The 25359-nt window shown below is 72.6% G+C and carries 24 protein-coding genes; 4 read left to right on the top strand and 20 right to left on the bottom strand.

From position 1 onward, the window contains the following. Positions 1 to 110 precede the first annotated feature (110 nt). The 8 genes from ADL15_RS12095 to ADL15_RS12060 all read right to left on the bottom strand — a co-directional run bounded on the left by ADL15_RS12095 (position 111) and on the right by ADL15_RS12060 (position 9828). Positions 111 to 1736 (bottom strand): molybdopterin-dependent oxidoreductase, encoded by a 1626-nt coding sequence (locus tag ADL15_RS12095; protein ID WP_067688508.1) that lies wholly within the window; start codon positions 1734 to 1736, stop codon positions 111 to 113. Positions 1737 to 1799: 63 nt separating this feature from the next. Next, a complete protein-coding gene (locus ADL15_RS12090; RefSeq protein ID WP_067689069.1) occupies positions 1800 to 3272 on the bottom strand; it encodes a peptidase M16 family protein in 1473 nt (490 codons plus the stop codon). A 46-nt stretch (positions 3273 to 3318) separates the two neighbouring features. Then, on the bottom strand, positions 3319 to 4497 hold the full coding sequence (locus tag ADL15_RS12085; RefSeq protein ID WP_067688506.1) for an ROK family transcriptional regulator: 1179 nt from the start codon (positions 4495 to 4497) through the stop codon (positions 3319 to 3321). A 31-nt stretch (positions 4498 to 4528) separates the two neighbouring features. Then, complete coding sequence (locus tag ADL15_RS12080) at positions 4529 to 5785, bottom strand: sugar ABC transporter permease (RefSeq protein ID WP_067688503.1); 1257 nt, start codon at positions 5783 to 5785, stop codon at positions 4529 to 4531. Continuing rightward, positions 5782 to 6585: an ATP-binding cassette domain-containing protein gene (locus tag ADL15_RS12075; protein ID WP_067688500.1), complete on the bottom strand. Its 804-nt coding sequence runs from the start codon at positions 6583 to 6585 to the stop codon at positions 5782 to 5784. Before ADL15_RS12075 ends, ADL15_RS12080 begins: the two co-directional genes overlap by 4 nt. Before the next feature lie 151 nt (positions 6586 to 6736). Continuing rightward, positions 6737 to 7837, bottom strand: a complete 1101-nt coding sequence (locus ADL15_RS12070) for a sugar ABC transporter substrate-binding protein (RefSeq protein WP_067688497.1) — start codon at positions 7835 to 7837, stop codon at positions 6737 to 6739. A gap of 296 nt (positions 7838 to 8133) precedes the next feature. Further along, positions 8134 to 8616 carry a Cys-tRNA(Pro) deacylase gene (gene ybaK / locus ADL15_RS12065; RefSeq protein ID WP_067688494.1) on the bottom strand — a complete coding sequence of 161 codons (483 nt, stop codon included), beginning with the start codon at positions 8614 to 8616 and terminating at the stop codon, positions 8134 to 8136. A gap of 21 nt (positions 8617 to 8637) precedes the next feature. Then, positions 8638 to 9828, bottom strand: a complete 1191-nt coding sequence (locus ADL15_RS12060; protein ID WP_067688491.1) for a class I SAM-dependent methyltransferase — start codon at positions 9826 to 9828, stop codon at positions 8638 to 8640. 214 nt (positions 9829 to 10042) lie between these two features. On the opposite strand from ADL15_RS12060, the gene groES reads away from it, so the two are divergent. Both groES and groL read left to right on the top strand, forming a co-directional pair. After that, positions 10043 to 10357 carry a co-chaperone GroES gene (groES, locus tag ADL15_RS12055; RefSeq protein ID WP_083971171.1) on the top strand — a complete coding sequence of 105 codons (315 nt, stop codon included), beginning with the start codon at positions 10043 to 10045 and terminating at the stop codon, positions 10355 to 10357. Between the two features lie 73 nt (positions 10358 to 10430). Then, on the top strand, positions 10431 to 12077 hold the full coding sequence (groL, locus tag ADL15_RS12050; protein WP_067688490.1) for a chaperonin GroEL: 1647 nt from the start codon (positions 10431 to 10433) through the stop codon (positions 12075 to 12077). 53 nt (positions 12078 to 12130) lie between these two features. Here the strand turns inward: groL and ADL15_RS12045 are convergent, their stop codons facing one another. The 12 genes from ADL15_RS12045 to ADL15_RS11990 all read right to left on the bottom strand — a co-directional run bounded on the left by ADL15_RS12045 (position 12131) and on the right by ADL15_RS11990 (position 23423). Further along, the gene (locus ADL15_RS12045) at positions 12131 to 13933 is read right to left on the bottom strand and encodes an ABC transporter ATP-binding protein (protein WP_067688489.1); all 1803 of its coding nucleotides are present in this window, start codon (positions 13931 to 13933) and stop codon (positions 12131 to 12133) included. Beyond that, positions 13930 to 15615 (bottom strand): ABC transporter ATP-binding protein, encoded by a 1686-nt coding sequence (locus ADL15_RS12040; protein ID WP_067688486.1) that lies wholly within the window; start codon positions 15613 to 15615, stop codon positions 13930 to 13932. Before ADL15_RS12040 ends, ADL15_RS12045 begins: the two co-directional genes overlap by 4 nt. A gap of 42 nt (positions 15616 to 15657) precedes the next feature. After that, complete coding sequence (locus tag ADL15_RS12035) at positions 15658 to 15912, bottom strand: hypothetical protein (protein WP_067688483.1); 255 nt, start codon at positions 15910 to 15912, stop codon at positions 15658 to 15660. 9 nt (positions 15913 to 15921) lie between these two features. Further along, on the bottom strand, positions 15922 to 16974 hold the full coding sequence (tsaD, locus tag ADL15_RS12030; protein ID WP_067688480.1) for a tRNA (adenosine(37)-N6)-threonylcarbamoyltransferase complex transferase subunit TsaD: 1053 nt from the start codon (positions 16972 to 16974) through the stop codon (positions 15922 to 15924). After that, positions 16967 to 17404, bottom strand: a complete 438-nt coding sequence (gene rimI, locus ADL15_RS12025) for a ribosomal protein S18-alanine N-acetyltransferase (protein WP_067688477.1) — start codon at positions 17402 to 17404, stop codon at positions 16967 to 16969. Before rimI ends, tsaD begins: the two co-directional genes overlap by 8 nt. After that, on the bottom strand, positions 17404 to 18060 hold the full coding sequence (gene tsaB, locus ADL15_RS12020) for a tRNA (adenosine(37)-N6)-threonylcarbamoyltransferase complex dimerization subunit type 1 TsaB (RefSeq protein ID WP_067688474.1): 657 nt from the start codon (positions 18058 to 18060) through the stop codon (positions 17404 to 17406). Before tsaB ends, rimI begins: the two co-directional genes overlap by 1 nt. Before the next feature lie 10 nt (positions 18061 to 18070). Next, entirely contained in the window at positions 18071 to 18754 is a 684-nt protein-coding gene (locus ADL15_RS12015) for a uracil-DNA glycosylase (RefSeq protein WP_067688472.1), read from the bottom strand. Beyond that, complete coding sequence (tsaE, locus tag ADL15_RS12010) at positions 18751 to 19200, bottom strand: tRNA (adenosine(37)-N6)-threonylcarbamoyltransferase complex ATPase subunit type 1 TsaE (RefSeq protein WP_067688470.1); 450 nt, start codon at positions 19198 to 19200, stop codon at positions 18751 to 18753. The genes ADL15_RS12015 and tsaE overlap by 4 nt, the downstream gene beginning before the upstream one ends. Continuing rightward, the gene (locus tag ADL15_RS12005) at positions 19197 to 20267 is read right to left on the bottom strand and encodes an alpha/beta fold hydrolase (protein ID WP_067688468.1); all 1071 of its coding nucleotides are present in this window, start codon (positions 20265 to 20267) and stop codon (positions 19197 to 19199) included. The genes tsaE and ADL15_RS12005 overlap by 4 nt, the downstream gene beginning before the upstream one ends. A gap of 46 nt (positions 20268 to 20313) precedes the next feature. Further along, positions 20314 to 21435, bottom strand: coding sequence for an alanine racemase (alr, locus tag ADL15_RS12000; protein ID WP_067688465.1), 1122 nt, complete (start codon positions 21433 to 21435; stop codon positions 20314 to 20316). 155 nt (positions 21436 to 21590) lie between these two features. Then, entirely contained in the window at positions 21591 to 23042 is a 1452-nt protein-coding gene (locus tag ADL15_RS11995) for a bifunctional ADP-dependent NAD(P)H-hydrate dehydratase/NAD(P)H-hydrate epimerase (protein ID WP_067688462.1), read from the bottom strand. A 12-nt stretch (positions 23043 to 23054) separates the two neighbouring features. Further along, positions 23055 to 23423 carry a holo-ACP synthase gene (locus ADL15_RS11990; protein ID WP_067688458.1) on the bottom strand — a complete coding sequence of 123 codons (369 nt, stop codon included), beginning with the start codon at positions 23421 to 23423 and terminating at the stop codon, positions 23055 to 23057. Positions 23424 to 23554: 131 nt separating this feature from the next. On the opposite strand from ADL15_RS11990, the gene ADL15_RS11985 reads away from it, so the two are divergent. Together ADL15_RS11985 and ADL15_RS11980 are read left to right on the top strand one after the other, a co-directional pair. After that, positions 23555 to 23842, top strand: coding sequence for a hypothetical protein (locus ADL15_RS11985; protein ID WP_067688456.1), 288 nt, complete (start codon positions 23555 to 23557; stop codon positions 23840 to 23842). After that, the gene (locus ADL15_RS11980) at positions 23839 to 25338 is read left to right on the top strand and encodes an alpha/beta hydrolase (RefSeq protein WP_067688454.1); all 1500 of its coding nucleotides are present in this window, start codon (positions 23839 to 23841) and stop codon (positions 25336 to 25338) included. Before ADL15_RS11985 ends, ADL15_RS11980 begins: the two co-directional genes overlap by 4 nt. Positions 25339 to 25359: the final 21 nt, after the last annotated feature.

Raw genomic sequence — 25359 nt, 5'->3', positions numbered from 1 at the left:
CTGAGGGCCGTGTCGAGTGGTTCAGCGGTTCTTCAACCGCATCGGTGGACATGCAACCCACCGTATGAGCGACTTGCGTTTTCGAGTCGGACCGAAAGTGCGGCTTTCAACTACCCGACAGAGACCGTCACCTCGTGCCATCCGGTGGCACCGTCAGGCGCCGGATAGGCCTGCTCGGACGTCTGCGTGTAGCCGTCGAGATCGGTGGCACGGACCCGCAGGACGTGCTTGCCGGGCGTGGCCGTCCAGGAGTGTTTCCACTCCCGCCAGGTGTCGTCGGACACCGCCGGCGCCAGCGACGCCACCGCCCACGGACCATCGTCGACCTGCACCTCGACCTTGGCGACCCCGCGGTGCTGCGCCCAGGCCACGCCGGCCACCACGACCTCGCCGGGATGCCGGGTGGCACCGTCGCGGGGCGTGTCGATCCGGGACTGCGTCTTGATCGGCGCCTGTGCCGCCCAGCCGCGCGGCACCCAGTAGGCATCGAAGTCCGCGAATCGAGTCAGCTCGATCTCGGTGATCCACTTGCAGGCGGAGACGTAGCCGTACAGTCCGGGAACGATCATCCGGACCGGGAAGCCGTGCGGCACCGGCAGCGGCTCGCCGTTCATGCCGACGGCCAGCAGCGCATCCCGTCCGTCGCGCAGCACCGCGGTCGGGGTGCCACAGGTCCAGCCGTCCACCGAGCGCTGCACCGCCTGGTCCGCGCCGGGCAGCGGGTCGGCCTCGTCGAGCAACGCCTTGATCGGGGTGCCCAGCCAGAGCGCGTTCCCGATCAGGTCGCCGCCCACGTCGTTGGAGACGCAGGCGAGCGTGACATACCGCTCGACCATCGGCCGCTGCAGCAGCTCCGCCCAGGTGATGGTGATCGGGTTGCGGACCATCCCGTGGATCCGCAGGGTCCAGTCCGACGGGTCGACCTGCGGCGTGATCAGCGCGGTGTCGATCCGGTAGAAGTCCCGGTTCGGCGTCACGTAGGGCACCGCGCCGGTCACCTGGGCGCCGGCCGGGACGACCGGCGCGGCCGCGATCGGGGCCGGCAGGGTGACCGCCCCGCGGGCCGAGGTCACCGCGCCCCGGTCGCTCAGCCACCGGCCGGCGATCCCGCCGCCGGCCGCGACGGCCGCCACGATCCCCAGGTCCCGGACGAAACGACGGCGGCTCTCCTCGACATACGCCACGTCGGGGAGCGACCGCTCGCGCACGGCCGGCGCCGCCGACCCCGGCGCGCTGCCGGGCTGCGCGGGCGAAACGGTGCCGCCGGGCGAAAGGGTGTCGGCGGGCGCGGGGGTGCCGGCGGGCTGGGCCGCGGCGGCGCGGCGGAGCAGGTGCCGGAGCACCGGGACGGCCAGCGCCGCGCCGATCAGGGCCGGCAGCGCCGCACCGGCACCCGCGCCCGGGCGGGTCAGCGCCGCGACCGCGCCGAGCACGCCGAACACCGCGATCCCGCCGATCGCGACCGGCCACCAGCGCCGGGCCAGCACCCCGACGCCGTACGCATAGAGCCCGAGAAGGATCGCCGTCCCGGTGAGCAGCGCGGTCTTGTCGTGCACCCCGAACACCGAGATGCCGAAGTCCTTGACCGCGGGTGGCACGTGATCGACGACCACACCGCCGACCGCGATCAGCGGGGCCGAGCGGGCACCGGCGACCACCGCGAGCAGTTCGGCCACCCCGAGGGCGACCGCGGCCGCCGCCACACCGGACAACCCGGCCCGGATCGTTGTTCTCACCGGGCCATCCTGCCTCGCAAAACTGAAAGCCGGCCGCTGGAGTTCTTACGATCTGAAGATCTTTCAGCCGCGGCGGAACCACCGGGTGGGTGCCGGCGGCTGCGGGACCGTCTCCGGCTCACGGGCCGCGAGGTCGACCCGCGACTCGGCCGGCACCCGGGCATCGATCTCGGCCGGCAGCCCGTCGGCCCCGCGGTAGAGCGTGGGCTCGGCCCGGACCACCAGCGCGTCCTGGCCGATCAGCTGCCGGCCGCCGTCCGGCCAGGTCAGCAGCGCGGCGCAGGCGTCGTACCGGACGGTCGTGACGGTGTCGCCGTCGAGCACGCTCACCCCGTCCGGACCGGCGACGAGCCGGAGGCCGCGGTTGTTCCGGCCACGGTGCGTCCGGCCGGTCACCATCTCGGCCGAGGTGGCCGTCGCCGGGGTGTATCCGGGCAGGTCCGCATCGGTGCCGGCCGGTGTCATCAACAGCCCGGCCCGGTACGCCGTCCCGGCCACCTCGGCCACGTCGTCCCGGGTCAGCGCCCGCACCCCGGCCAGCGCCTCGTCGAGGCTCTGCACCGGGTGCCCGGCGAGCAGGTTGAACGCCTGGCCGGGCAGCCGGGCGCCACGCTCGTCGGCCGCCCGCAGACCGTCACAGGTCAGCTCGGCCACCGCGGTGACGTCGTCCTGGTCGATCTGGCCGGCACCGACCGCGGAGAGCAGGCCGACGAGTCCGGTGAGGGTCCGGTCCGGACCGGGTTCCAGGGTGGCGACGATCCGGGCGGTCCCGTCGGCGCGGGGCTCGTACCGGGTCCGGATCCGTTGCGCGCCGGTGTCCCGCAGGTCCCGGGTCATCCGGCGTTCCAGCACGTTGGCGAGGACCGCGGCGCGCGGCTCCCGCCGCACGACGGTGTCCCAGGCCAGGTCACCGGAGCCGCCGGCGAAACAGGCCGGTGTGTTCGGCAGTGCCACCGAGGCGACCGGCGCCGGGCGCCGCTCACCGCCCGGCAGGTCGAGCCGCAGCCCGGCCGGGATCGCCTCGCCGGCCACCCAGAGCACGGCGTTCTCCCTGGTGAAGTAGCGGGCCACCCACGCGTTCAGCTGGTCCGCGCCGAGCTGGGCGAGACCCAGCTCGGGGTAGCTCGACAGGCCGTAGTCGCGGGCGCCGTGCCGCCACATCGGCAGCGGATCGGCGGCGGGCCGGCCGGCCGCCTCGGCCCGCAGCGCGTCCCGCTCCTCGGCGATCCGCCCGAGCGGCAGGTTCCGCAGCCGCTCGCCGATCCCGGTCAGGAACTCGGCGACCTCGTCCGCGTCGCCCTGCACGTGGAAATAGGTGTGCTCGACCCCGGTCCGGCCGTTCCGGTGCGCCCCGGCCCGGCCCGGCCCGTGCGCCACCAGGTGCTCGACCAGGTGGGTGATCCCGCGCCGGGCCAGTGGCTCGTCCACCAGGCCGACCCGGAAGACCAGGCCCGCGTGCATCGGGCCGGTGGTCGGCGCCAGGAGCGTACGGACACCGTCCACTTCGAGCGGTGAATCGGCAAGGGGCGGGGGCATGCGCGGCAGCATAGATCTTCCGCGATGACACACGCCTGCCGGGTGATCACGAGACCAGTGGATCGTCCAGGAGGTGTTCGAACGCGAGTTCGGCCGCCCCGATCAGCGCGGCGTCCGCGCCGAGCTCCGGGGTACGCAGCCGGACGTGCTCCCGGCAGGCCGGCAACCCGACCGAGTTGAGCCGGCTGCGGATCTGGGCGGCCGCGACCAGGTAGACGTCGCGCAGGGTGCCCCCGAAGATCACCACCTCCGGGTTGAAGATGTTGACCAGGTTGCCGACGCCGAAACCGATCCAGTCGCCGACGTGCCGCAGCGCGTGCTGGGCCTGGATGTCACCGCGTACCGCGGCGTCCACCACTTCGAGCACTACGTCCCGCCCGCTGCGGTCGGCGCGACCGGACAGGCGCAGCAGCGCGTGCTCGCCGATCTCGGTCTCCCAGCAGCCCCGGGAGCCGCAGTCGCACGGCCGGCCGTACGGGTTGACCACCATGTGGCCGACCTCGCCGCCGTAGCCGCCGTGACCGGTGACGCGGCGGCCACCGGCCACGATGCCCGCGCCGACGCCGACGTCCCCGTACAGATAAATGACGTTGTCGCAGGCGACTGCCGCACCGCGCGCATGTTCGGCGAGCGCGCAGACGTCGGCGTGATTGCCGACCGTCAGCCGGCCCGGATCGCCCAGCTCGGCCCGCAGCACCGCGCCCACCGGTTCCTCGACCCAGCCGATGGTCGGCGCCAGCCGGACCATCCCGTCCTCCCGGCGGACCATGCCGGCCACCGCGAGGCCACTGCCCACGCAGCGGGCGTCGGACGGGGTCCGGTCGTGCATCGCGCGGACGAACCGGGCCAGCGGCTCGACCGCCTCGTCCGCGCTCATCCCGGGCGGGCGCCGGGTCTCGTGCTGTTCCAGGATCCGGCCGCCCAGCCCGACCCGGGCGGCACGCACCCGGTCCACCTCGATGCTCAGCGCGTACGCGAAGATCCGCTCCGACTCGGGCCGGACGACCAGCGAGGGTCGCCCGGCCCGGCCGGTCTCCTTCGGCACCGCCTCGCTGACCAGCCCCGCGCCGATCAGCTCGGTGGTGAGCGCCCCGATCGTGCTGCGGTTGAGACCGAGCCGGCTGGTGAGCTCCGCCCGGGACGTGGCGCCGTGCACATGCACATATCGGAGCAGCGTCCCGAGGTTGTGCCGGCGGACCTCGTCCTGGCTGGGGCCCGTGCGCATCAGCCTTCCGTTCCCCGCTCCCGCGGCTCGCTCATCGGTTGCCGGACGCCGCAGCCCGGCGCCGGGCCAGCGCGTCCACGCCGGCCGCGATGAGCAGGATGATGCCGGTGAACATGTAGCGGGTGCCGGACGAGTACTCCAGCAGGAACATCCCGTTGTCGATCACCGCGATCACCGCACCACCGATCACCGCGTGGATGATCTTGCCCTTGCCGCCGAAGAGGCTGGTGCCACCGATCACCGCGGCGCCCACCGAGTAGAGCAGCGTGCTGCTGCCACCGGTGTTCGGGTCGACCGAGCCGGCCCGGCTGACCAGCATGACGCCGCCGACCGCGGCCATGAACGAACCGATCACGAACACCGAGATCCGGATCCGGTCGACCGGGATACCGGCGCGCCGGGCAGCCTCGGCGTTGCCACCGACCGCGTAGACGTGCCGGCCGTAGGTGGTGCGGCCCAGCACGAACGTCCAGAGCACCAGGAAGCCGCCGATCACCGGCGCCGCGATCGGGACACCCTTCAGCGAGGCGATCGCCGTGTTGATCGCCCGTTCCTGGGTCAGCACGGCGGTGGTGGTCAGCAGCAGCGCCGCGATGCCGGCGATCCGGAGCAGAATGATGCCGATCGGCTCGGTCACCAGGCCGCGGGAGGCCCGGCCGCGGAACCGCAGGAACTGGACCAGGGCGAAGATCGCCACCGACCCGATGGCCAGGATCCAGCTCCAGGACACCGGGAGGCTGTCCTTGTTCAGCGACTTGATGAAGCCGTCCGGGATCGAGATGTTCTTGCCCTCGCCGAGGATGTTCAGCAGGACACCCTGGAAGGCCAGGAACGAGGCCAGCGTGACCACGAACGACGGAATGTTGACCTTCGCCACCAGCACGCCGAGCAGCAGGCCGATCACCACGCCGGTGACCAGGGCGGCCACCAGCGCGACGACCTCGGGGTAACCCTTCTCGGTGAGCAGGATCGCCATCACCGCGCCGCAGACGCCGGAGGCGAAACCGGCGGAGAGGTCGATCTCGCCCAGCAGCAGGACGAAGATCAGGCCCATCGCGATCATCGTGACCCCGGCGGCCTGGTTGAACAGGTTCGCGAAGTTGCCCGGACTGAAGAACGTGTCCGGCCGGGCCGAGCCGAAGATCGCCACGAGGATGACCAGGCCCAGCGCGGCGGGCAGCGAGCCGAGGTCACCGCCACGGACCCGGCCCCAGTAGTCCTTGAGGTGTGAGGCGACGGTCGGCTTGACGACCTTGACGCCACCGGCGGTCTCGAGCGTGGTGGTCACTGGTCGGCTCCCGGCGTGATGTCGACGAAGTCGGTGGGCTTCTCCGGCGGGAGGCCCAGGTTGCCACTGCGCCCGCCGGTGATCAGCTCGACGATCTGCGCGTGGGTGACGTCACTCGCCTTCACCTGTGCGGCCATCCGGCCCAGGTAGAGCGCGGCGATCCGGTCCGAGACCGCGAAGACGTCGTTCATGTTGTGCGAGATGAGCACCACGCCGAGGCCGTTGTCGGCCAGCCGGCGGACCAGCTCGAGCACCTGGGCGGTCTGTGCCACGCCCAGCGCCGCGGTCGGCTCGTCCAGGATGACCACCCGGCTGTTCCAGAGCACGGCCTTGGCGATCGCGACGGTCTGCCGCTGACCGCCGGAGAGGCTCGCGACCAGTTGGCGCAGCGACTTGACGGTGCGTACCGAAAGGCTCGCCAGCGTCTCGCCGGCCATCTGCTCCATGGTCGGCTCGTCCAGGACGATGCCGCGGGTCTTCTCCCGGCCCAGGAACATGTTCTGGACGATGTCCAGGTTGTCGCAGAGTGCGAGGTCCTGGTAGACGACCTCGATGCCGAGGTCGGCGGCCTCCCGGGGGCTGTGGATGGAGACCTGCTTGCCGTCGAAGGTCACCGTGCCCGCGTCGATCGGGTAGATGCCACTGACGCACTTGACCAGCGTCGACTTGCCGGCGCCGTTGTCGCCCACCAGGGCGGTCACCTCGCCGGGAAAGACGCTCAGCTCGACGTCGTGCAGGACCTGTACGGGACCGAAACTCTTGTCGATCCCGCGCAGCTCCAGAAGGGGTGTCGCGGCCACGGGTGGTTCTCCTTCGTTCGGTGACCGGCCGTTCGGGGGGTACGCGGAACCGGCACCGGCGCCACCCACGCGGACGTGAGCGGCGCCGGTGCCGGGTTCAGCGGAGGTGCTGTCGCGTCAGCTTCAGCTTCAGCTTCAGCTTCAGCGAAGGTCAGCTGATGCCCGCGTCGGTGCACGCCTTCGCGAACGCGGCGGTGCACAGCTCGGCCTTGGTCACGAAGCCGTCGTCGACCACGGTCTTGACGTTCGCCTTGGTGATCGCCTCCGGCTTGAGCAGCACGGACTTGACCGCCGCCTTCGACTCCGGGTCGGTCACGGTGCTGGTGGCCGTGGTCGGGGTGTCGCCCTTGGCGAGCGCGATCGCCAGCTCGGCGGCCGCGTCGGCCTCCTTCTTGATCGCCTTGTAGACCGTCATGCACTGGTCGCCGGCGAGGATGTTCTGCAGGCCCTGCACGGTGGCGTCCTGGCCGGTCACCGGGACCTTGCCGTTCAGCTTGTTCTTCTTCAGCACCTCGATCGCGGCGTTGCCGAGGCCGTCGTTCGCGGCGAGCACGCCGGCGATCTTCGGGTCCTTGGTGAGCTGCTGCTCGAAGATCGTGCCGCCCTTGGCGTTGTCCCAGTCCGGCACGGCGTCGTCCGGGCCCTTGACGTACTCGTTCGCGTCGAACTTCGGCTTGAGGACCGAGTCGTAGCCCTCCTTGAACAGGGTGGCGTTGTTGTCGGTCGGCGAGCCGTTCAGGTACGAGACGACCGGCTTGACGGCCTTCGCCGCGGTCAGGCAGTCCACCAGGCCCTGGCCCTGCAGCTTGCCGACCTCGTTGTTGTCGAACGACACGTAGTAGTTGGCGCCACCGCTGAGCGTGAGACGGTCGTAGTCGATCGTCGCGATGCCGGCCTTCGTCGCGTTCTCCAGGACGTTCTTGCCGGTGCCCGAGTCCAGGTTGACGATCATCAGGACCTTGACGCCGCTCTGGATCATGCCGTCGGCGATGGTCTGGAACGAGGCCTTGTCACCCTGCGCGTTCTTGATCTCGGCGTCCACGCCCGCGGCCTTGAACGCCTCGGTCAGGTACTTGAGGTCCGCCGTCTCCCAGCGGGCCGAGCTCTTGGTGTCCGGCAGGATGACGCCGACCTTGCCGGCCTTCTTCTCGCCACCGGCGGTGGAGGTGTCGTCACTCTTATCGCCACAAGCGGCCATGCTGCCGGTCGCCAGCAGCCCGACCGCGGCAAGGGCGAACAGTCCCTTACGCATACCGTATGTCCTTTCGGGGGGGTAAATCCGGAGCCATCATCGGATTTCGCAGGAATGGGACGTGCCTGGGAGCGTCGTCCCCGTGCGCCGATGGACCAGGTGCCGGTTTGTTGTGCCCGGCAACGTATTCCGGATGTGGCCTGGAACACAAGGCACCCCGGTGATCTATCTCGTAACGAGGGATAACAATCCGGCAACACGATCAGGCGGCATGGGAGCGCGGCCGGGCCGGAAAAGTCGCTCATTGCATCAAATGAGGTCACTCAGAGTGACCTCGGAGCCCGCAGAACGAGGGGTCAGGCCCGGATCGCCGCCACGGTCGCGCTCGTCAGCCGGATCAGGTCGGCCGGCGCCAGGCAGAGCTGGAGACCGCGCCGGCCCGCCGAGACATACATCAGATCCAATGCCTGCACCGAGTCGTCGATCACCGTGGGCAGCCGCTTGCGCTGACCCAGCGGGCTGATGCCGCCGCGCACGTACCCACTGCTCCGCTCGGCCGCCGCCCGGTCGGCCAGCGCCGCCCGCTTGCCGCCGGCCGCCTGGGCCAGTGCCTTCAGATCAAGATCACCAGTGACCGGTACGACACCGACCACGAGCCTGGCGTCCACCTCGGCCACCAGCGTCTTGAACATCAGCGCGGGCGCCACCCCGAGCGCCGCCGCGACCAGGGCGCCGTAGTTCGGCGCGTCCGGCGACACCTCGTACGGATGCAGGGTGAACGCCACTCGCTCCGCGGTCAGCAGCACAGTGGCCGGGGTGCCGGCCGCCTTCTTCGGCATGTGCCGCACGTTACCCAGCCGTCAGGAGTGCGCCGTCAGCAGCACGGTGGGCGCGCCGGCCACCTTGGTCAGCACCAGCCCGGCCGCGTGCGGCCCGGACAGCTTCAGGTCCTTGCGCAGCTGGTCGGGGACCAGGGCCGAGCCCCGCTTGCGGATCTCCAGGGTGCCCACGCCCCGCTCGCGCAGCAGCGCCCGCAGCCGCTTCAGCGAGAACGGCAGCATGTCGGTCACCGCCAGCCGCCGGGCGTACGGCGTGTCGACCGGGTCGTCGGTGTAGACGTAGGCGATCTCCGGGTCGCCCAGCCGGCCGCCGATCGACGCGGCGAACTCGGCGACCAGGTGCGAACGCACCACCGCCGGATCCGGGTCGTAGAACCAGGCGCCGACCGGGCCGACAGTGCCCCTCTCGACACCCGAACCGGTGAGTTCGGCCACGTCCGGGCCCGAGCCGAGCAGGGTCGCCCGCCGCTGTGCCGACGCCAGCGGGCCGCACCAGAACGCCGCCTCGACCAGGTCGCCGCCGACGCTCACCCACTCGCCCTCGGCGCCCGGCGGCAGCAGGCCGTGGTCGATGCCCGGCGCCAGTTTGAGCACAGTGCGCGGAACCCGATCGGCCAGCCCGGCGACGAAGTCCCACGGCGGCGAGTACGACTTCGGGTCGAACACCCGCCCCCGGCCGGCCTGCCGGCGGGCCGGGTCGGCGAACACCGCGTCGTACTTCTCCACCTCGACGGTGGTGGCGTCGGCGCAGGTCACCGTGATCCGGTCGGCCAGGCCCGCGGTGCGCGCGTTCGCGGCGGCCAGCGCGGCGGTGGCCGGGTCGGCGTCGACGGCGTACACGGTGATCCCGTGCCGGGCCGCGGCCATCGCGTCGGACCCCAGCCCGCAGCCGAGATCGGCGAGGGTCTCGACGCCGGCCGCGGCGAGCCTCGCGGCCCGCCGGTCGGCGACCACCGCGCGGGTGGCCTGTTCCAGGCCGGGCCGGGTGAAGAACATTCCGGAGGCGTCCGGGCCGAACTTCACCGCCGCACGGCGGCGCAAACTAGCCTGGGTGAGTGCGGCTGCGGCCAGCTCCGCGCCGAAGCCCCGGGCCCGAAGGGCCGAGGCCGCGGCGAGTGGCTCGCCGTCGCCGACCTCGGCCGCCGCGGCCAGGGCTTCCACCCCTAACGGGGTCTGCAGCAGAGCAAGAAGTTCAGGGGTCACACCAGGCATTCTCCCCGGCGTGACAGGTTGGCACTCTGGTTGACGGAGTGCTAGTTCCGGCATAATCTCCGGTTAGCACTCTCAACATGAGGGTGCCAGCCGCCCGGCCCGTCCGTGCGGTTAGGCACCAGGCGGACCGGCACCCGCGACGACGGCCCCGCCCGGTGGCATGAGGCATTGACCGGCCTGGTTCAAGGCCGGCGAAACCTGTACCCAGGAGGGTATGCCCGTGACTACCGCGACCAAGGTTGCGATCAAGCCGCTCGAGGACCGCATCGTGGTCCAGGCGAACGAGGCTGAGACCACGACCGCTTCCGGCATCGTGATCCCCGACACCGCCAAGGAGAAGCCGCAGGAGGGCACCGTCCTTGCTGTCGGCCCCGGCCGGATCGACGACAAGGGCAACCGAGTTCCGCTCGACGTCACTGTCGGCGACGTGGTCCTCTACTCGAAGTACGGCGGCACCGAGGTCAAGTACGCCGGCGAGGAGTACCTCGTGCTCTCCGCTCGCGACGTCCTCGCGGTCATCGAGAAGTAAGACCTAACTGACTGCACAGGCGCCCTGTTCCGGCATTTCGGGGCAGGGCGCCGGTGCGTGAAGGGACCAATACATGGCGAAGATTCTCAGCTTCTCTGACGACGCCCGGCACCTGCTGGAGCACGGCGTCAACACGCTCGCCGACACGGTCAAGGTCACTCTCGGCCCGCGCGGCCGCAACGTCGTCCTGGACAAGAAGTTCGGCGCTCCCACGATCACCAACGACGGTGTCACCATCGCCAAGGAGATCGAGCTCAGCGACCCGTACGAGAACCTCGGCGCGCAGCTGGTCAAGGAGGTGGCGACCAAGACCAACGACGTCGCCGGCGACGGGACCACCACCGCGACCGTGCTCGCGCAGGCGCTGGTCCGCGAGGGCCTGCGCAACGTCACGGCGGGCGCCAACCCGATCGGCCTCAAGCGCGGCATGGACAAGGCCTCCGAGGCCGTCTCCAAGTCGCTGCTGGCGAAGGCCGTCGAGGTCGCCGACCACAAGGCGATCGCCAACGTGGCCGCCATCTCGGCGCAGGACACCACCATCGGCGAGCTGATCGCCGAGGCGATGGACCGCGTCGGCCGCGACGGTGTGCTCACCGTCGAGGAGGGCTCGGCGCTGCAGACCGAGCTCGAGGTGACCGAGGGTCTGCAGTTCGACAAGGGCTTCATCTCCCCGAACTTCGTGACCGACGCCGAGTCGCAGGAGGCGGTGCTCGAGGACGCTCACATCCTCATCACCACCCAGAAGATCTCCAGCATCGAGGAGCTCCTCCCGCTGCTGGAGAAGGTGCTGCAGGACAGCAAGCCGCTGCTCATCGTGGCCGAGGACGTGGAGGGCCAGGCGCTCTCCACCCTGGTGGTCAACGCTCTGCGGAAGACCATCAAGGTCGCCGCGGTGAAGGCTCCCGGCTTCGGTGACCGCCGCAAGGCGATCCTGCAGGACCTGGCGATCGCGACCGGTGGCGAGCTGATCGCCCCCGAGCTCGGTTACAAGCTCGACCAGGTCGGCGTCGAGCAGCTGGGCAGCGCCCGGCGGATCGTCGTCGACAAGGAGAGCACCACCATCGTCGACGGCGGCGGCAACGCCTCCGACATCGCCGACCGGGTCTCGCAGATCCGCAAGGAGATCGAGGCGTCGGACTCCGACTGGGACCGCGAGAAGCTCTCGGAGCGGCTGGCCAAGCTCTCCGGTGGCATCGCGGTGATCAAGGTCGGTGCCGCGACCGAGGTCGAGATGAAGGAGCGCAAGCACCGCATCGAGGACGCCATCGCGGCGACCAAGGCGGCTGTCGAGGAGGGCACCGTCCCCGGCGGCGGCGCCGCCCTCGCGCAGGTCGCCAAGGAGCTCGACGGCGGCCTCGGCCTGACCGGCGAGGAGGCGATCGGTGTCTCGATCGTCCGCAAGGCGCTCGTCGAGCCGCTGCGCTGGATCGCTCAGAACGCCGGCCACGACGGCTACGTCGTGGTCAACAAGGTCGCTGAGCTGGGTTGGGGCCACGGCCTCAACGCGGCCACCGACGAGTACGTCGACCTGGCCGCGGCCGGCATCATCGACCCGGTGAAGGTGACCCGCAACGCGGTCGCCAACGCCGTCTCGATCGCCGGTCTGCTGCTGACCACCGAGAGCCTCGTGGTGGAGAAGCCGGCCGAGGCCGCTCCCGCCTCCGGCGGTGGGCACGGTCACGGTCATGGGCACGGCCACCAGCACGGTCCGGGCTTCTGATCGGTTGTTCCTGACAAGGCGCGTCTCCCTACGGGACGCGCCTTGTCGGCTTTTCAGTGACTCTCCAGCAGGCGGTCGTCTTCCGGCCGCCGCTGGTCCGGCGGCTTCTCCGGTACGTCACCGCCCTGCCACGACCGCCACAACGCCGCGTACGGCCCGTTCGCCGCGACCAGCTCGTCGTGCGACCCCAGCTCGGTGATCCGCCCGTTCTCCACCACCGCGACCCGGTCGGCGTCGTGCGCCGAGAACAACCGGTGTGCGATCGCCACCACGGTCCGCCCGTGCACCACCGCGGCCAGCGACCGTTCCAGGTCCCGGGCCGCCCGGGGGTCCAGCAGCGCGGTCGCCTCGTCCAGCACCAGCGTGTGCGGATCGGCGAGGATCAGCCGGGCCAGCGCCACCTGCTGCGCCTGAGCCGCGGTCAGCGGCAGCCCGCCGTCGCCGACCACGGTGTCCAGCCCGTCCGGCAGCCCGTCCGCCCACTCCAGGGCGTGCACGGCGGCGAGCGCGGTCCGGACGTCCGGCTCAGGCGCCTGCGGCCGGGCCATCGCCACGTTGTCCCGCAGGGTGCCGATGAACACGTGATGCTCCTGGCTGACCAGCGCCACCTCGGTGCGCAACCGGTCCGGGCCGAGCGCGCCGAGCGGCACCCCGCCGACCGTCACGCTGCCCTCGGTGGGCTGGTGGATCCCGGCCAGCAGGCGGCCCAGCGTGGACTTGCCGGCGCCGGACGGGCCGACCACGGCGAGCCGCTCCCCCGGGCGCAGGGCCAGGTCGACGCCGTGCAGCACCTCCCGGCCCTCGACGTAGCCGAACCGCACGCCGCGCACCTCGATCCGGGGGCCGTCCGGTACCGGCGCGTCGCGGTGGTCCGCCTCCGGCGCGGCGGCCACCCCCAGCAGCCGGGCCAGTGAGGCCGCGCCCACCTGCAACTCGTCCAGCCAGGAGAGCAGCCGGTCGAGCGGGTGGATCAGCTGCTGGACGTAGACCACGGCGGCGGTCAGCTGGCCCAGCGTGACCACACCGCGCAGGTAGAGCCAGCCGCCGGTGAGCAGGGTGAGCACCATCGGGATCACGTAACTGACCTCGATCACCGGCCACCAGACGGTCCGCAGGAACAGGGTGTAGCGCTCGGCACGCCAGGAGCGGCTCAGGTCCCGGTCGGTACGGGCGATCCGCTGCTGCTGCCGGCCCAGCGCCTCGACCGTGCGGGCGCCCTCGACCGTCTCGGTGAGCCCGTCGGTCACCTCCGAGTAGGCCGCGTTCTGCCGCAGGTAGCCGGACGGGGCGCGGCGGACGTACCAGCGGGTGCCGGCCACCGTGATCGGCACACCGACCAGCAGCGGTACGGCCAGCACCGGGGACACCGCGATCAGCGCCACCACCACCAGCCCGCCGGTGAGCAGCGCGATCATCGTCTCCGGCACGGCCAGCCGGACGCACTTGGAGAGCGCGTCCACGTCCCGGGTGGTCCGGGTCAGCAGGTCACCGGTGCCGGCCGACTCCACGGTGCCGAGCGGCAGGGTCAGCACCCGGGCGATGAACTCCTCCCGCAGCTGGGCCAGCACCTGCTCGCCGAGCCGGGCCGAGGCCAGGTACGCGAACCGGATCAGCACCGCCTGCACCAGCACGAACCCGGCCAGGGTGCCGGCCAGGCGGTTCAGCTCGGCGCCCGGCACCCCGCGCTGGACCGCCTGGACCAGCGCGCCGAGCAGCCGGGGACCGGCCAGCCCGGCCAGCGCGGCGAACAGGTGCAGGCCGATCGTGGCCCGGAACATGCCCGGGTGGTCGCGGAACAGGGCGCGGGCGTACCGCCAGGCCTGTTCACGGGTGGCGACCGGCAGCGCGTGGCTCACGACGCGTCCCCGCGCAGCACCACGCGGGCGTATCCCGGTGCCCCGGCGAGCAGCTCACGATGGGTGCCGGCGGCCGTCACCCGGCCCCGCTCCAGGTACAGCACCCGGTCGGCGTGCCCGAGGACGAGCGGGCTGGACGTGCAGACCACCGTGGTGCGGCCGGCCCGGACGGCCCGGATCCGTTCGGCGATCCGTACCTCGGTGTGCGCGTCGACCGCGTTCGTCGGCTCCACCAGGATCAGGATCTCCGGGTCGGCGACCAGCGCCCGGGCCAGTCGCAGCCGTTGCTGCTGCCCTCCGGAGAACGATCGGCCCCGCCCGGCGACCACGCTGTCCAGGCCGCGCGGCAGACCGTCCACGATGTCCTGTGCGGCGGCCGCGTCCAGGGCCTCGGTCAGCCGGCCGCTCCGTTCCGGGTCCAGGTCGGTGCGCAGCCGCCCGGAGAAGAGCCGTGCCTCGTTCTCGGCGACCAGGATCCGCTTGCGCACCATCGCCAGGGGCAGCTCGGACAGTGGCACCCCGCCCAGGGTGGCGCCCTCGGCGTAGCGGCCCAGCCGGTCGGCGAGCCGGGCCGCGTCGGCCGGGTCCTCGGCCACGATCGCGGTCAGCAGGCCGGGTGGCACCCGCACGCCGGAGGCCGGGTCGGCCAGCTCACCGTCCGGGTCGGCGGGTGCCCCGGGTGGGTCCGGCAGTTCGCCCGCCATGCCCAGCATGGCCACCACCCGGCGAGCCGACACGTGGCCCCGGGTCAGCTTGTCGATCGAGTCGGTGAGCTGACGCAGCGGGGCGACCAGGAACGCGGCGTAGGCGTAGAACGAGACCAGCTGGCCGACGGTGATCCGGCCGTCGGCGGCGAGCCGCGAGCCCAGCCAGGTGACCAGGACCAGGAACGTGCCGGGCAGGAGCACCTGGGCGGCCTCCAGCAGCGACTCGACGGCTGCGGTGCGTACCCCTGCCGCGCGCAGCGCCTGGGACTGCGCGCGATAGCGCGCCACCATCACCGCCTCGCCGCCCACGCCGCGCAGCACCCGAAGCCCGGTCACCAGGTCCGCGGCCTGACCCGTCAGCCGGCCCTGCTGCTCCCGGTACGCCTGCTGGCGCCGGTGCAGCGGCCGGATCAGTCCACCCGCGACGATCATCAAGGCCGGTACGCCGACCAGCACCACCAGGCCGAGCGGGACCGAGGTGTGCAGCAACAGCACGGTGACCGTGGTGACCGCGATCAGCGCGCCGGTCCCCCGGGCCGCGACGTCGACCGCCCCGCCGATGTGGTTGATGTCCGAGGTGCCGATCGCCACCACCTCGCCGGCCTCCAGCCGGCCCGGCAGCGACGAGCCGAGCCGGTTCGCCTGGCGCACGGTGACCTGCACGGTGCGGAACCCCGCGCCCAGCCAGTTGACCACCGCGAACCGGTGCCGGGTGATCCCGGTCAACGCCTGCAGGACGCCGACCACGAACAGGGCCAGCCCCCAGCCGAGCAGGGCCCGGCCACGCTCCTGCGCGGCCGCGTCGATGGCCCGGCCGACCATCGCGGGCACCAGTGACTGGCACCCCATCCAGGCCACCGCCAGCGCGATCGCCGTGACGATCGTCATACGGGAGCGGCGGACCAGCCAGCTGAGGTAATGGGTGGCGGATCGGGCGTCGGGCAGGCCGGGATCGGCCACGGGCAGTCTGCGCATCAGGCCCCGACGGTAAGGCCCGAATGCCGTTGCTGCGACTACTCAGCGATCGACCGGAGTGAAATCCCAGACGTGCGGAGCGCGTGCTACCAGCTTGTCCGGCGGCGCAGGCAGGCTCTCCGGGGTGTTTCGCCATTTGGTGATGACGACGATGCGATGATCCGTGGACGAATAGACGTCACTCGACACATGTTGTGGCAGTACCTCGAGTCCCGGCACCGCCGTATCGCAGACCCAGCTCAGCAGCTCGTCGAAGCCGCTGCGCGAGGCCCGCACCTCCCACATCCGCGCGATCATGAAGGCTTCCTACCCCGGCACGCTGACCGAGGTCAAACTCATCGCGGAATCGGCGGGCAGATCGAGACGGCTCGGCGCGACACCGGCCGCGACCAGATGTGAGCCGAGCGCGGCGACCATCGCGCCGTTGTCGGTGCACAGCTGCGGACGCGGCACGCGCACCAGGATCCCGTGCTTGGCGGCCCGCTGCTCGGCCAGCACCCGCAACCGCGAGTTGGCCGCCACCCCGCCGCCGATCACCAGCGTCCCGACCCCGTTGGTCAGGCAGGCGTCGATCGCCTTGCGGGTGAGCACGTCGCAGACCGCCTCCTGGAAGCTGGCCGAGACGTCGGCGATCGGCACCGGCTCGCCGGCCCGCTCGCGTGCCTCGACCCAGCGGGCCACCGCGGTCTTCAGCCCGGAGAAGGAGAAGTCGAAGCGGTGCGCCGCCTGGTCCTTGGCCGCGGTCAGCCCGCGCGGGAAGGCGATCGAGCCCGGGTCGCCGTCGCGGGCCGACCGGTCGATGATCGGGCCGCCCGGGAAACCCAGTCCGAGCAGCCGGGCCACCTTGTCGAACGCCTCGCCGGCCGCGTCGTCGATGGTCGCGCCGAGCGGGGTCACCCCGGCGGTCAGGTCGTCGACGAGCAGCAGCGACGAGTGGCCACCGGAGACCAGCATGGCGATCGCCGGCTCGGGCAGCGGGCCGTGCTCCAGGGTGTCCACCGCGACGTGCGCGGCCAGGTGGTTCACGCCGTAGATCGGCTTCTCGGCGGCGATCGCGTACCCCTTGGCCGCGGCCACCCCGACCAGCAGCGCGCCGGCCAGGCCGGGGCCGCTGGTCACCGCGATCGCGTCGATGTCGGCGAGCGTGACACCGGCCTCGTCGAGGGCCCGCTGCATGGTCGGCACCAGCGCTTCCAGGTGCGCGCGGCTGGCCACCTCGGGCACCACCCCGCCGAACCGGGCGTGCTGCTCCACACTGGACGCCAGCGCGTCGGCGAGCAGGGTGTGACCGCGCACGATGCCGATGCCGGTCTCGTCGCAGGAGGTCTCGATCCCGAGGACCAGGGGTTCGTCAGGCATCTCGCATCATCACCAGGGCGTCGGTGTTGCTGGGTTGGTAGTAGCCGCGCCGGATCCCGACCGGCTCGAAGCCGTAGGTGGCGTACAGCTTCTGCGCCGGGTGGTTGTCGATCGCCACCTCGAGCAGGGTCTTGCGCACGTTCTGCCGGGCCGCCTCGGCGAGCAGGTCCTCCAGCAGGGCCCGGCCGATGCCGAGCCGCTGGGCGTCCCGCCGGACCGCGATGTTCTGCACCCAGGACTCCTCGCGATCCACAACGGACAGCCCGGCATACCCGACGACCTGGTCGTCACGCGTCGCGACGACGTAGTGGTGGCCCTGCGCGAGCTCGTTCCAGAACATCGCCGCAGACCACTTCTCCGGGCCGAAGAGGTCCTCCTCCATCGGGATGACCTCGTCGATGTGCCACCACCGGAACCGTTCGATCCGCATCAGGTGAGCACCGGCTTGCGGCCGGCCGGCTCGACCGCGTCGGGGCGGCGCAGGTAGAGCGGGGTGAGGATCTCGCTCGGCGCCTTCGCCCGGACCCGGTCGGCGGCGAGCGCGACCAGGGCCGCGCCGGGCGGGTAGAGCAGGTGCTCCTCGACCGGGAGGCCGAAGACGTCGCCGTACTTCAGCGCGCCCTCACCCGCCATTTTGTCCGAATTTATTTCGACATCAGACGGCTTGGCGACATCGGGTCCGGCATCGCGCACTCCATCGATATAAGTCGCGTAATACACCTCACGACGGCGCGCGTCCGTGGCGACCAGGACCCGCCCCGGGCCGGCCGCCCGGCCCAGCGCGTCCAGTGAGCAGACACCGTAGGTCGGGATGCCGAGCGCCTGACCCATGGCGGCCGCGGTGGCCAGCCCCACCCGCAGGCCGGTGTAGGGCCCGGGGCCCAGCCCGGCCACGATCGCGGTCAGGTCACGTGGCCGGAACCCGGCGCCGGCGAGCACCGCCGCGATCTCCGGCGCCAGCTTCTCGCCGTGCGCACGGGGATCGACGGTACGGTTCTCGGCCACCCCGAACAGACCGTCCGCGGTGACCTCGACAAGCGCCGCCGTCGAAGCGGGCGTCGCGGTGTCCAGAGCGAGTACGAGCACGCCTGAAACCCTAGACGGTGCCCCGGGGATCCCAGTTCACCACCGGGCGGCCACCGTCGGCGAGCGCCTTGTTGGCCGCGCTGAACGGGCGGCTGCCGAGGAAACCGGCCGGGTTCATCGGGCTCGGGTGACCGGCTTCGATCACCGCGTGCACCGGGTTGGTGACCAGCACCGCCTTCTTCTTCGCGTAGTTGCCCCAGAGCAGGAAGACGACCCGCTCGTTCCGCTCGTTCAGCGCACGGATGGTGGCGTCGGTGAACGTCTCCCAGCCCTTGTTCGCGTGCGAGGCGGCCTTGGTGGCCCGCACCGTCAGCACCGCGTTGAGCAGCAGCACACCCTGCTCCGCCCAGCCGGTGAGGTTGCCGCTCTTCGGCGGGGCGATGTTGACGTCCTCGGCGAGCTCCTTGAAGACGTTGCGCAGCGACGGCGGCACCCGGACGCCGTCGCGCACGCTGAAGCTCAGCCCGTGCGCCTGCCCGGCGCCGTGGTACGGGTCCTGGCCCAGGATCAGCACCCGGGTCTGCTCCGGCGAGCACAGCCGGTACGCCGTGAACAGGTCCTCCAGCGGCGGGTAGACGGTCTGCTCGGCGTACTCAGCGGTCACGAACTCGCTGAGCGCCGCCGTGGCCGCCTCGTCCAGGAAGGGTGCCAGCTCGGCGCGCCAGTCGGCGGGCAGGTGCTCGGTCAGGTTCACATTTTCTCCAGTCGGTGTGCCCAGTCGCCGCCGTGCGGCACCAGTTCGATCACTCGGGTGTCGTCGTCCAGCCGGTCGATGCGGACCAGCAGATATTCGTCGTTGAGCTGCTCGACCAGCCCGGCGCCCCACTCCACGACGGTGACCGCCTCGTCGGCCGAGGCGTCCAGGTCCAGGTCGTCGATCTCGGCGCGCGGGTCGGGCCGGTCACCCAGCCGGTACGCGTCGGCGTGCACCATCGCGACCGGGCCGCGGTGCACCCGGGCGATCACGAAGGTGGGCGAGGTGATCGGCCCCTGCACGCCCAGCCCGGCGCCGATGCCCTGTGCCAGCGCGGTCTTGCCGGCGCCCAGCGGCCCGGTCAGCAGCAGCAGGTCACCGGGGCGCAGCACGGTGGCGAGCCGCCGGCCGAACGCCTGGGTCTGCTCGACGGACGTCAGTTTCACGAAATCTTCTCCAGGAACGGGATCAGGGCCGCGTTCACCTCGTCGGACTTCTCCAGCATCACCACGTGACCGCTGTTCTCGATCTTCAGAAGCTCGGCCTCGGGCAGCTCATGGATGATCTCCTCGGAGTGCGTCACCGGGGTCAGGTAGTCCCGGGTGCCGACGATCACCAGCACCGGCACGCCGCGCAGCGCGGACAGCGCCGGCAGCCGGCTGTGCCGATAGAGCGTGTTCAGATATTTGGTGAGCGTCTCGGCCGAGGTCTTGGAGTTCATGCTCTCCACGAACGTGACGAGCGTCGGGCTGGGCCGGGCCTCGCCGAAGCCGTACCGCCGGGTGAGCAGCCAGGCCAGGTCGGAGGAGGCCACCCGGGCCCGCTCGATGGTGCCGCCGCCGAGCTTGGCCGCCTTGTCCCAGAGCGGGAAGAACGGCGCGCTGGCCCGGGCCACCACGCTGCTCACCCCGAGCGTGGCCTTGTCGAACAGACCGGCCGAGGTGGACATCAGCACCACGCCGGTGACCCGGTTGCCGAACCACTCCGGATATTGCTCGGCGAAGGCCATGATGGTCATCCCGCCCATCGAGTGGCCGACCAGGATGATGTGCCCCTCCGGCACCACCGCGTCGAGCACGGCGGCCAGCGAGCGGCCGAGCGCGGCGATGTCATACGTCCCGGCCTGCAGCTTGCCGGACCGGCCGTGACCGGGCTGGTCGTAGAAGACCAGCCGGTGGTCGCCGCGGTCGGCGAGCGCCTGGCGCTGGAAGTAGAACGTGCCCATGTCCAGGGCGAAGCCGTGCACGAAGACGATCGTCGGCTTCGTGGCCTTGCCCGCGGCGGGCTCGATGATCTCGACGTGCAGGTCGGTGCCGTCCGGCGCGGTGACCGTCAGCTGCTCGTCGAACGGCTGGTCGCCGAAGGGCTCCTCGACATAGGGGTCGCCGGGTTTGTTGACCGAGCGGCGCACCAGCACCCGCTCCACGGCGAACGCGGTGGCCAGCCCGGCCGCCGCGACCCCGAACACCGCACCGGCTATCCCGGCCCGCTTGGCCACCCTGGACGGACTCACGGCTCGACCTCCCCCGGTACAGACCTTGGGGACCCGTAGAAAAGACTCACGGTTCCACCTCCCCCACATAGACCCTCGGGACCCGGCTGCTGCCGAACCGGGTGACGATCTCGTAGTTGATGGTGCCGGTGGCCTCGGCCCAGTCGTCGGCGGTCGGCCCGCCGTCGTCACCCGGGCCGAACAGGGTCGCCACGTCACCGGCCACCACCGGGGTGTCGCCGACGTCGACCACCAACTGGTCCATGCAGACCCGGCCGGCGATCCGGGCGGTGGTGCCGCCGATCCGCACCGGGCCGGTGCTCGACGCGTGCCGGGGCACGCCGTCGCCATAACCCAGCGGGACCACGGCCAGCGTGGTCTCCTCGGTGGTCCGGTAGGTCAGCCCGTACGAAACGCCCTGGCCGGCCGGCACCCGCTTGGTCAGGGTGACCCGGGCCTGTGCGGTCATCGCGGGCCGCAGCCCGTCGGCCCGGCCGGCGATCGGGGACAGCCCGTAGGCCGCGATGCCGACCCGGACCAGGTCGAAGTGCGCGTCCGGCCGGGTCAGGGTGGCCGCCGAGTTGGCGATGTGCCGGTGGGCCGGCCGCAGGTCATAGCTCTCGGCCAGGGCCAGCCCGGCGGTGAACGCGGCGAGCTGCCGGTCGATCGACTCGTGGCCCGGCTCGTCGGCGCAGGCGAAGTGGCTCCAGATGCCGACGATCTGCACGTCGCCGTCGGACTGGGCCTTGGCCGCCGCCTCGAACAGCGCCGGCCACTCGGACTCCGCCGCGCCGCCCCGGGCCAGCCCGGTGTCCAGCTTGAGGTGCACCCGGGCGGGCTGCCCGGCCTGACCGGCGGCGGCGATCAGCTCGTCGAGCAGGGCCGGGGTGGCGGCGCTCAGGTCGATGCCGGCCGTGATGCCCTCGTGCAGCGGCAGGCCGGGGGCGAGCAGCCAGGCCAGCACCCGGGCGCCGAGACCGGCCCGGCGCAGCTCCAGCGCCTCGTCGAGGGTGGCCACGCCGAGCCAGGTGGCGCCGCCGGCCACCGCGGCGCGGGCGGCCGGGACCATGCCGTGGCCATACCCATCGGCTTTGACCGCGACCAGCACCTCGGCGGAGGTGCCGGCGCGCAGCGTCGCGACGTTGTCCCGGATGGCGTCCAGATCGACGCGAACTTCGGCCTGCCACATGCCATCCACCCTACTGAGAGGTATGACAGTTTCGGTCGGCTAGCCCCGGAGCCCGGTCCAGGAGCCCGCACCGGCCAGGAGGTCGCGCCGGCCCAGGAGCCCGGTCCAGGAGGCCGCACCGGCCCCAGGAGGTCGCGCCGGCCCCAGGGGACCGGCTATCCCAACAGCTCGGCCAGCACCGGGCGGACCGCGGCGGCCACGTCCGGCGCGGTCACCGGGCCGTCCAGTGCCGCACGCCGCCCGGCCAGGCCGTGCACGTACGCCGCGGCCACCGCCGCCCGGACCGGCGGCAGCCCGGCCGCCAGCAGCGACCCGAGCAGCCCGGCCAGCACGTCGCCGCTGCCCGCGGTGGCCAGCGCCGCCGAGCCGGTGGGGTTCGCCCAGGTCTCGCCGCCCGGGGTGGCCACGATCGTCCGGTCGCCCTTGAGCAGCACCACCGCGTTGGTCCAGGCCGCCAGCCGGGCCGCCGCGGCCATCCGGTCGGCGCCCGGCGCCTCCCCGGCCAGCCTCGTGAACTCCCCGTCGTGCGGGGTCAGCACGAGCGGCGCGTCCCGGCGCAGGTGCTCGGCGTGCTCGCCGCCGACCAGCAGGGTGATCGCGTCCGCGTCCAGCAACACCGGCAACGCGGTGGCCAGCACGCTGCGCAGCTCGGTCCGGGCCCCGTCGTCGGTGCCCAGCCCGGAGCCGCAGACCCAGGCCTGCACCCGGCCGGCGGCGGCGACCTTCGGCGCGGCCACCACGGACGGATGCGCGCGGACCACCTCGCGGTGGGCGCTGCCCGCGTAGCGGACCATGCCGGTCGGGCCGGCCAGCGCGCCCGAGGTGGAGAGCAGCGCGGCGCCCGGGTACCGGGCCGAGCCGGTGGCCAGGCCGACCACGCCGCGGGTGTACTTGTCCGAGGTCGTGCCGGGCACCGGCCACCAGGCCGCGATGTCGGCGGCCTCGGCCACCCGGACCGCCGGGTCGGCGACCAGCACCGGGCCGAGCCCGATGTCGACGAGCTCGACCTGGCCGCAGCGGGCCGCCGCCGGGCCGACCACGTGCGCCGGTTTCCGGCAGCCGAAGGTCACCGTGACGTCCGCGGTGACCGCGTCGCCCGGCACGTCGCCGGTGTCCACGCTCACCCCGCTGGGCACGTCGACGGCCACCACCGGCGCCCGCTCACCGTCGCGGGCGCGCAGCCCGCCGAGCGCGCGGACCAGCGCGGCCGCCGGTGGCCGCAGACCGCCGGACGCACCGATGCCGACGATCCCGTCGAGCACCAGGTCGGCCCGGGTCGGCAGGTCGACGACGGTGAACCCGCCGGCCTGGCGCAGCGCGGCGAGACCGGCCAGGTGCACCCGTTCCGGCTGGAGCAGCAGCGCCCGGACCTGTGCGCCCCGCTTGGCCAGCAGCGCGCCCGCATAGAGCGTGTCGCCGCCGTTGTCGCCGCTGCCGACCAGCAGCAGCACCCGGGCGCCGTACACACCGCCGGAATCGGTCAGCAGCAGCGCGCAGCGCCGGGCCAGGCCGGCCGCGGCGCGCTGCATCAGCGTCCCGTCCGGCAGCGTCGCCATCAGCGTCTTCTCCGCCGCGCGTACGTCAGCGACCCGAAATGCCTGCCGCATACCGACCCCTTCCTAGGCCTCGGCGACCACCATCGCCGACGCGATCCCGCCGTCGTGCGACAAGGACAGATGCCATCGATTGATCCCGCGCTGCGACGCGGCGGCGGCGACCGTACCGGAGACGGTCAACCAGGGCCGCCCGTCCGGGTCGGTGACGATCTCGCAGTCGTGCCAGCGCAGCCCGGCCGGCGCGCCGAGCGCCTTGGCCACCGCCTCCTTCGCGGCGAACCGCGCGGCCAGGGACTCCGCCGAGCGGGGACTGCCCGACCCGGTCAGCCGCTCGTCCTCGGTGAACAGCCGGTTCGCGAGCAGCGGAGTGCGGTCCAGCGCCCGGGCGAAGCGGCTCACCAGGACGACGTCGATGCCGACAGACACGATCACAACGGACACCCTAACGGTCACCGAGCGCCTGTGGACAAGGTGCGGAGCGTTGTCCACAGGGCGTCCCGGCGCCCGGCCGGAACCGCCTACCTTCGGCGCATCCCGTCCCCGCCGCACCGGAGGTAACCGTCATGAATCCCGACCTCGACGTCGACGCCGACCAGCTGCGTCAGGCGGCCGCGTCCATCGCCGGCACGGCGGCCCGGGTGCGGGAGGCGGCGGCCGTGGCGCCGGGGCCGATCGCCGGGCCGCGCTGGGTGACGACCGACGCCGCGACCACGGCCGCCGACGCGGCCGAAACCCGGCTTCGAGAGCTCAGCGCCGACCTGTCCGCCGCCGGGCAGCTGGTGGAGGAAACCCTTTCCGCGTACGCCGAAGCCGACGCCCGAGCGGCCGCCCGCCTCCGGTCCACCCGATGACCGTCGCCGCCCTCCCGGTGCCGCCCCGGGTCACCTACGCCCGGCTGCGGGCCACCGACCCGGCCCGCTGGTCGGCCGCGGCGCTCGCCTGGCGGCGCTGGGCCGCGCTGGCCGGAGTCCTCGGCGACGAGTTCGGTCCCCTCGCCGACCGGCTGCGCGCGGCCTGGTCCGGAGCGGCCGCCGACGCCGCGGTCGCCCGGCTCGGTGTGCTGCGGCGGCGGCTGGCGCTGTTCCGGTTGCTCTGCTGGCGGGCCGATCAGGTGCTGAGCGAGTTCGCGGCGGCGCTGGTGCGGGCCCGGGCGCTGCTCGATCGGGCCCGCGCCACCGCGCTGGCCACCCACCAAGTGATCACCGAAGCCGGCACGGTCGAGCCAGGGCCGGCCGCGCCCGAGCTGGCCGCCGCCCTTCGCCTCGCCGACACCGCGGATCACGGCGCCGCGACCCGCCTGGCCGAGCTCGCGGTCACCGCGACCGCACCGGCCGCCACCGACCGGCCGGGCTGCACGGCGAGCCCGGCGCAGGTCCGCCAGTGGTGGGCCGGCCTGTCGCCGGCCGAGCGGCTGTGGATGCTGGGCGACGAGCCGGCCGCGGTCGCCGGGCTGAACGGGATCCCGGTGGCCGACCGGGACCTGGCGAACCGGTTGCTGCTCGCCGAGCGCCGCGCCTACCTGACCCGCACCGGCGGTGACCGGGACACGCTGCGCGGGCTGGACCGGCTGGCCGCCCGGCTGGAGGACGACCGGGTGCCCAGGGCGTACCTCATGGGGTTGGACGTCTCCGGCGACGGCCGTGCGGTGATCGCCCTCGGTGACCCGGACCGCGCCGCCAACGTGCTGACCCACGTGCCCGGGATGACCGCGGACCTGGCCTCGCTAGGCGGTGAGCTGACCCGGGCCGAGCGGGTCGCGGCCCGCGCCGGCGAGCTGGGGCCGGACGCCGCGACCAGCTCGGTGCTGTGGCTGGACTACGACGCGCCGGACTTCCTGGACGAGGCCTGGTCGGCGCGGCAGGCCACCGCCGGCGCGAGCGGGCTGCAGCGGTTCCAGGAGGGTCTGCGCGCCACCCATGACGGCCCGGAGGCGCGGCAGACCGTGCTCGGGCACAGCTACGGGTCGCTGGTGGTGGGCAAGGCCGCGGCCGCCGGGCTGGACGCCGATCGGGTGGTGTTCGTCGGCTCGCCCGGTGTCGGTGTCGACGCGGCCGAGCAGCTGCGGCTACCGGCCGGTCAGGTCTTCGCCTCGACCTCGGCGTCCGACCCGATCCAGTGGCTCGCGGTCTCCCCCGGCACGATGGTCCGGAATCTGGCGATCGGCCTGCCCGGTGCGGCGCTCGCCGGGCCGGCCGACGACCTGTGGTTCGGGCACAACCCGAACGATCCCGGCTTCGGCGCGCGGGTCTTCGGCAGTCAGTGGGACGCCGGCCACCTGGGGTACTGGGAACCGGGCCGGCCGGCCCTGGACGCCCTCGCCACGATCACCCTGGGCGGGACGCCGTGACGGGCCGCCGGACCGGCGACC

The sequence above is a fragment of the Actinoplanes awajinensis subsp. mycoplanecinus genome (genome assembly GCF_001509495.1).
In the GTDB taxonomy this organism is placed as follows: domain Bacteria; phylum Actinomycetota; class Actinomycetes; order Mycobacteriales; family Micromonosporaceae; genus Actinoplanes; species Actinoplanes palleronii.
Note: the sequence above shows the minus strand (reverse complement) of the source record. Positions and strands in the feature narration are given on the sequence as shown.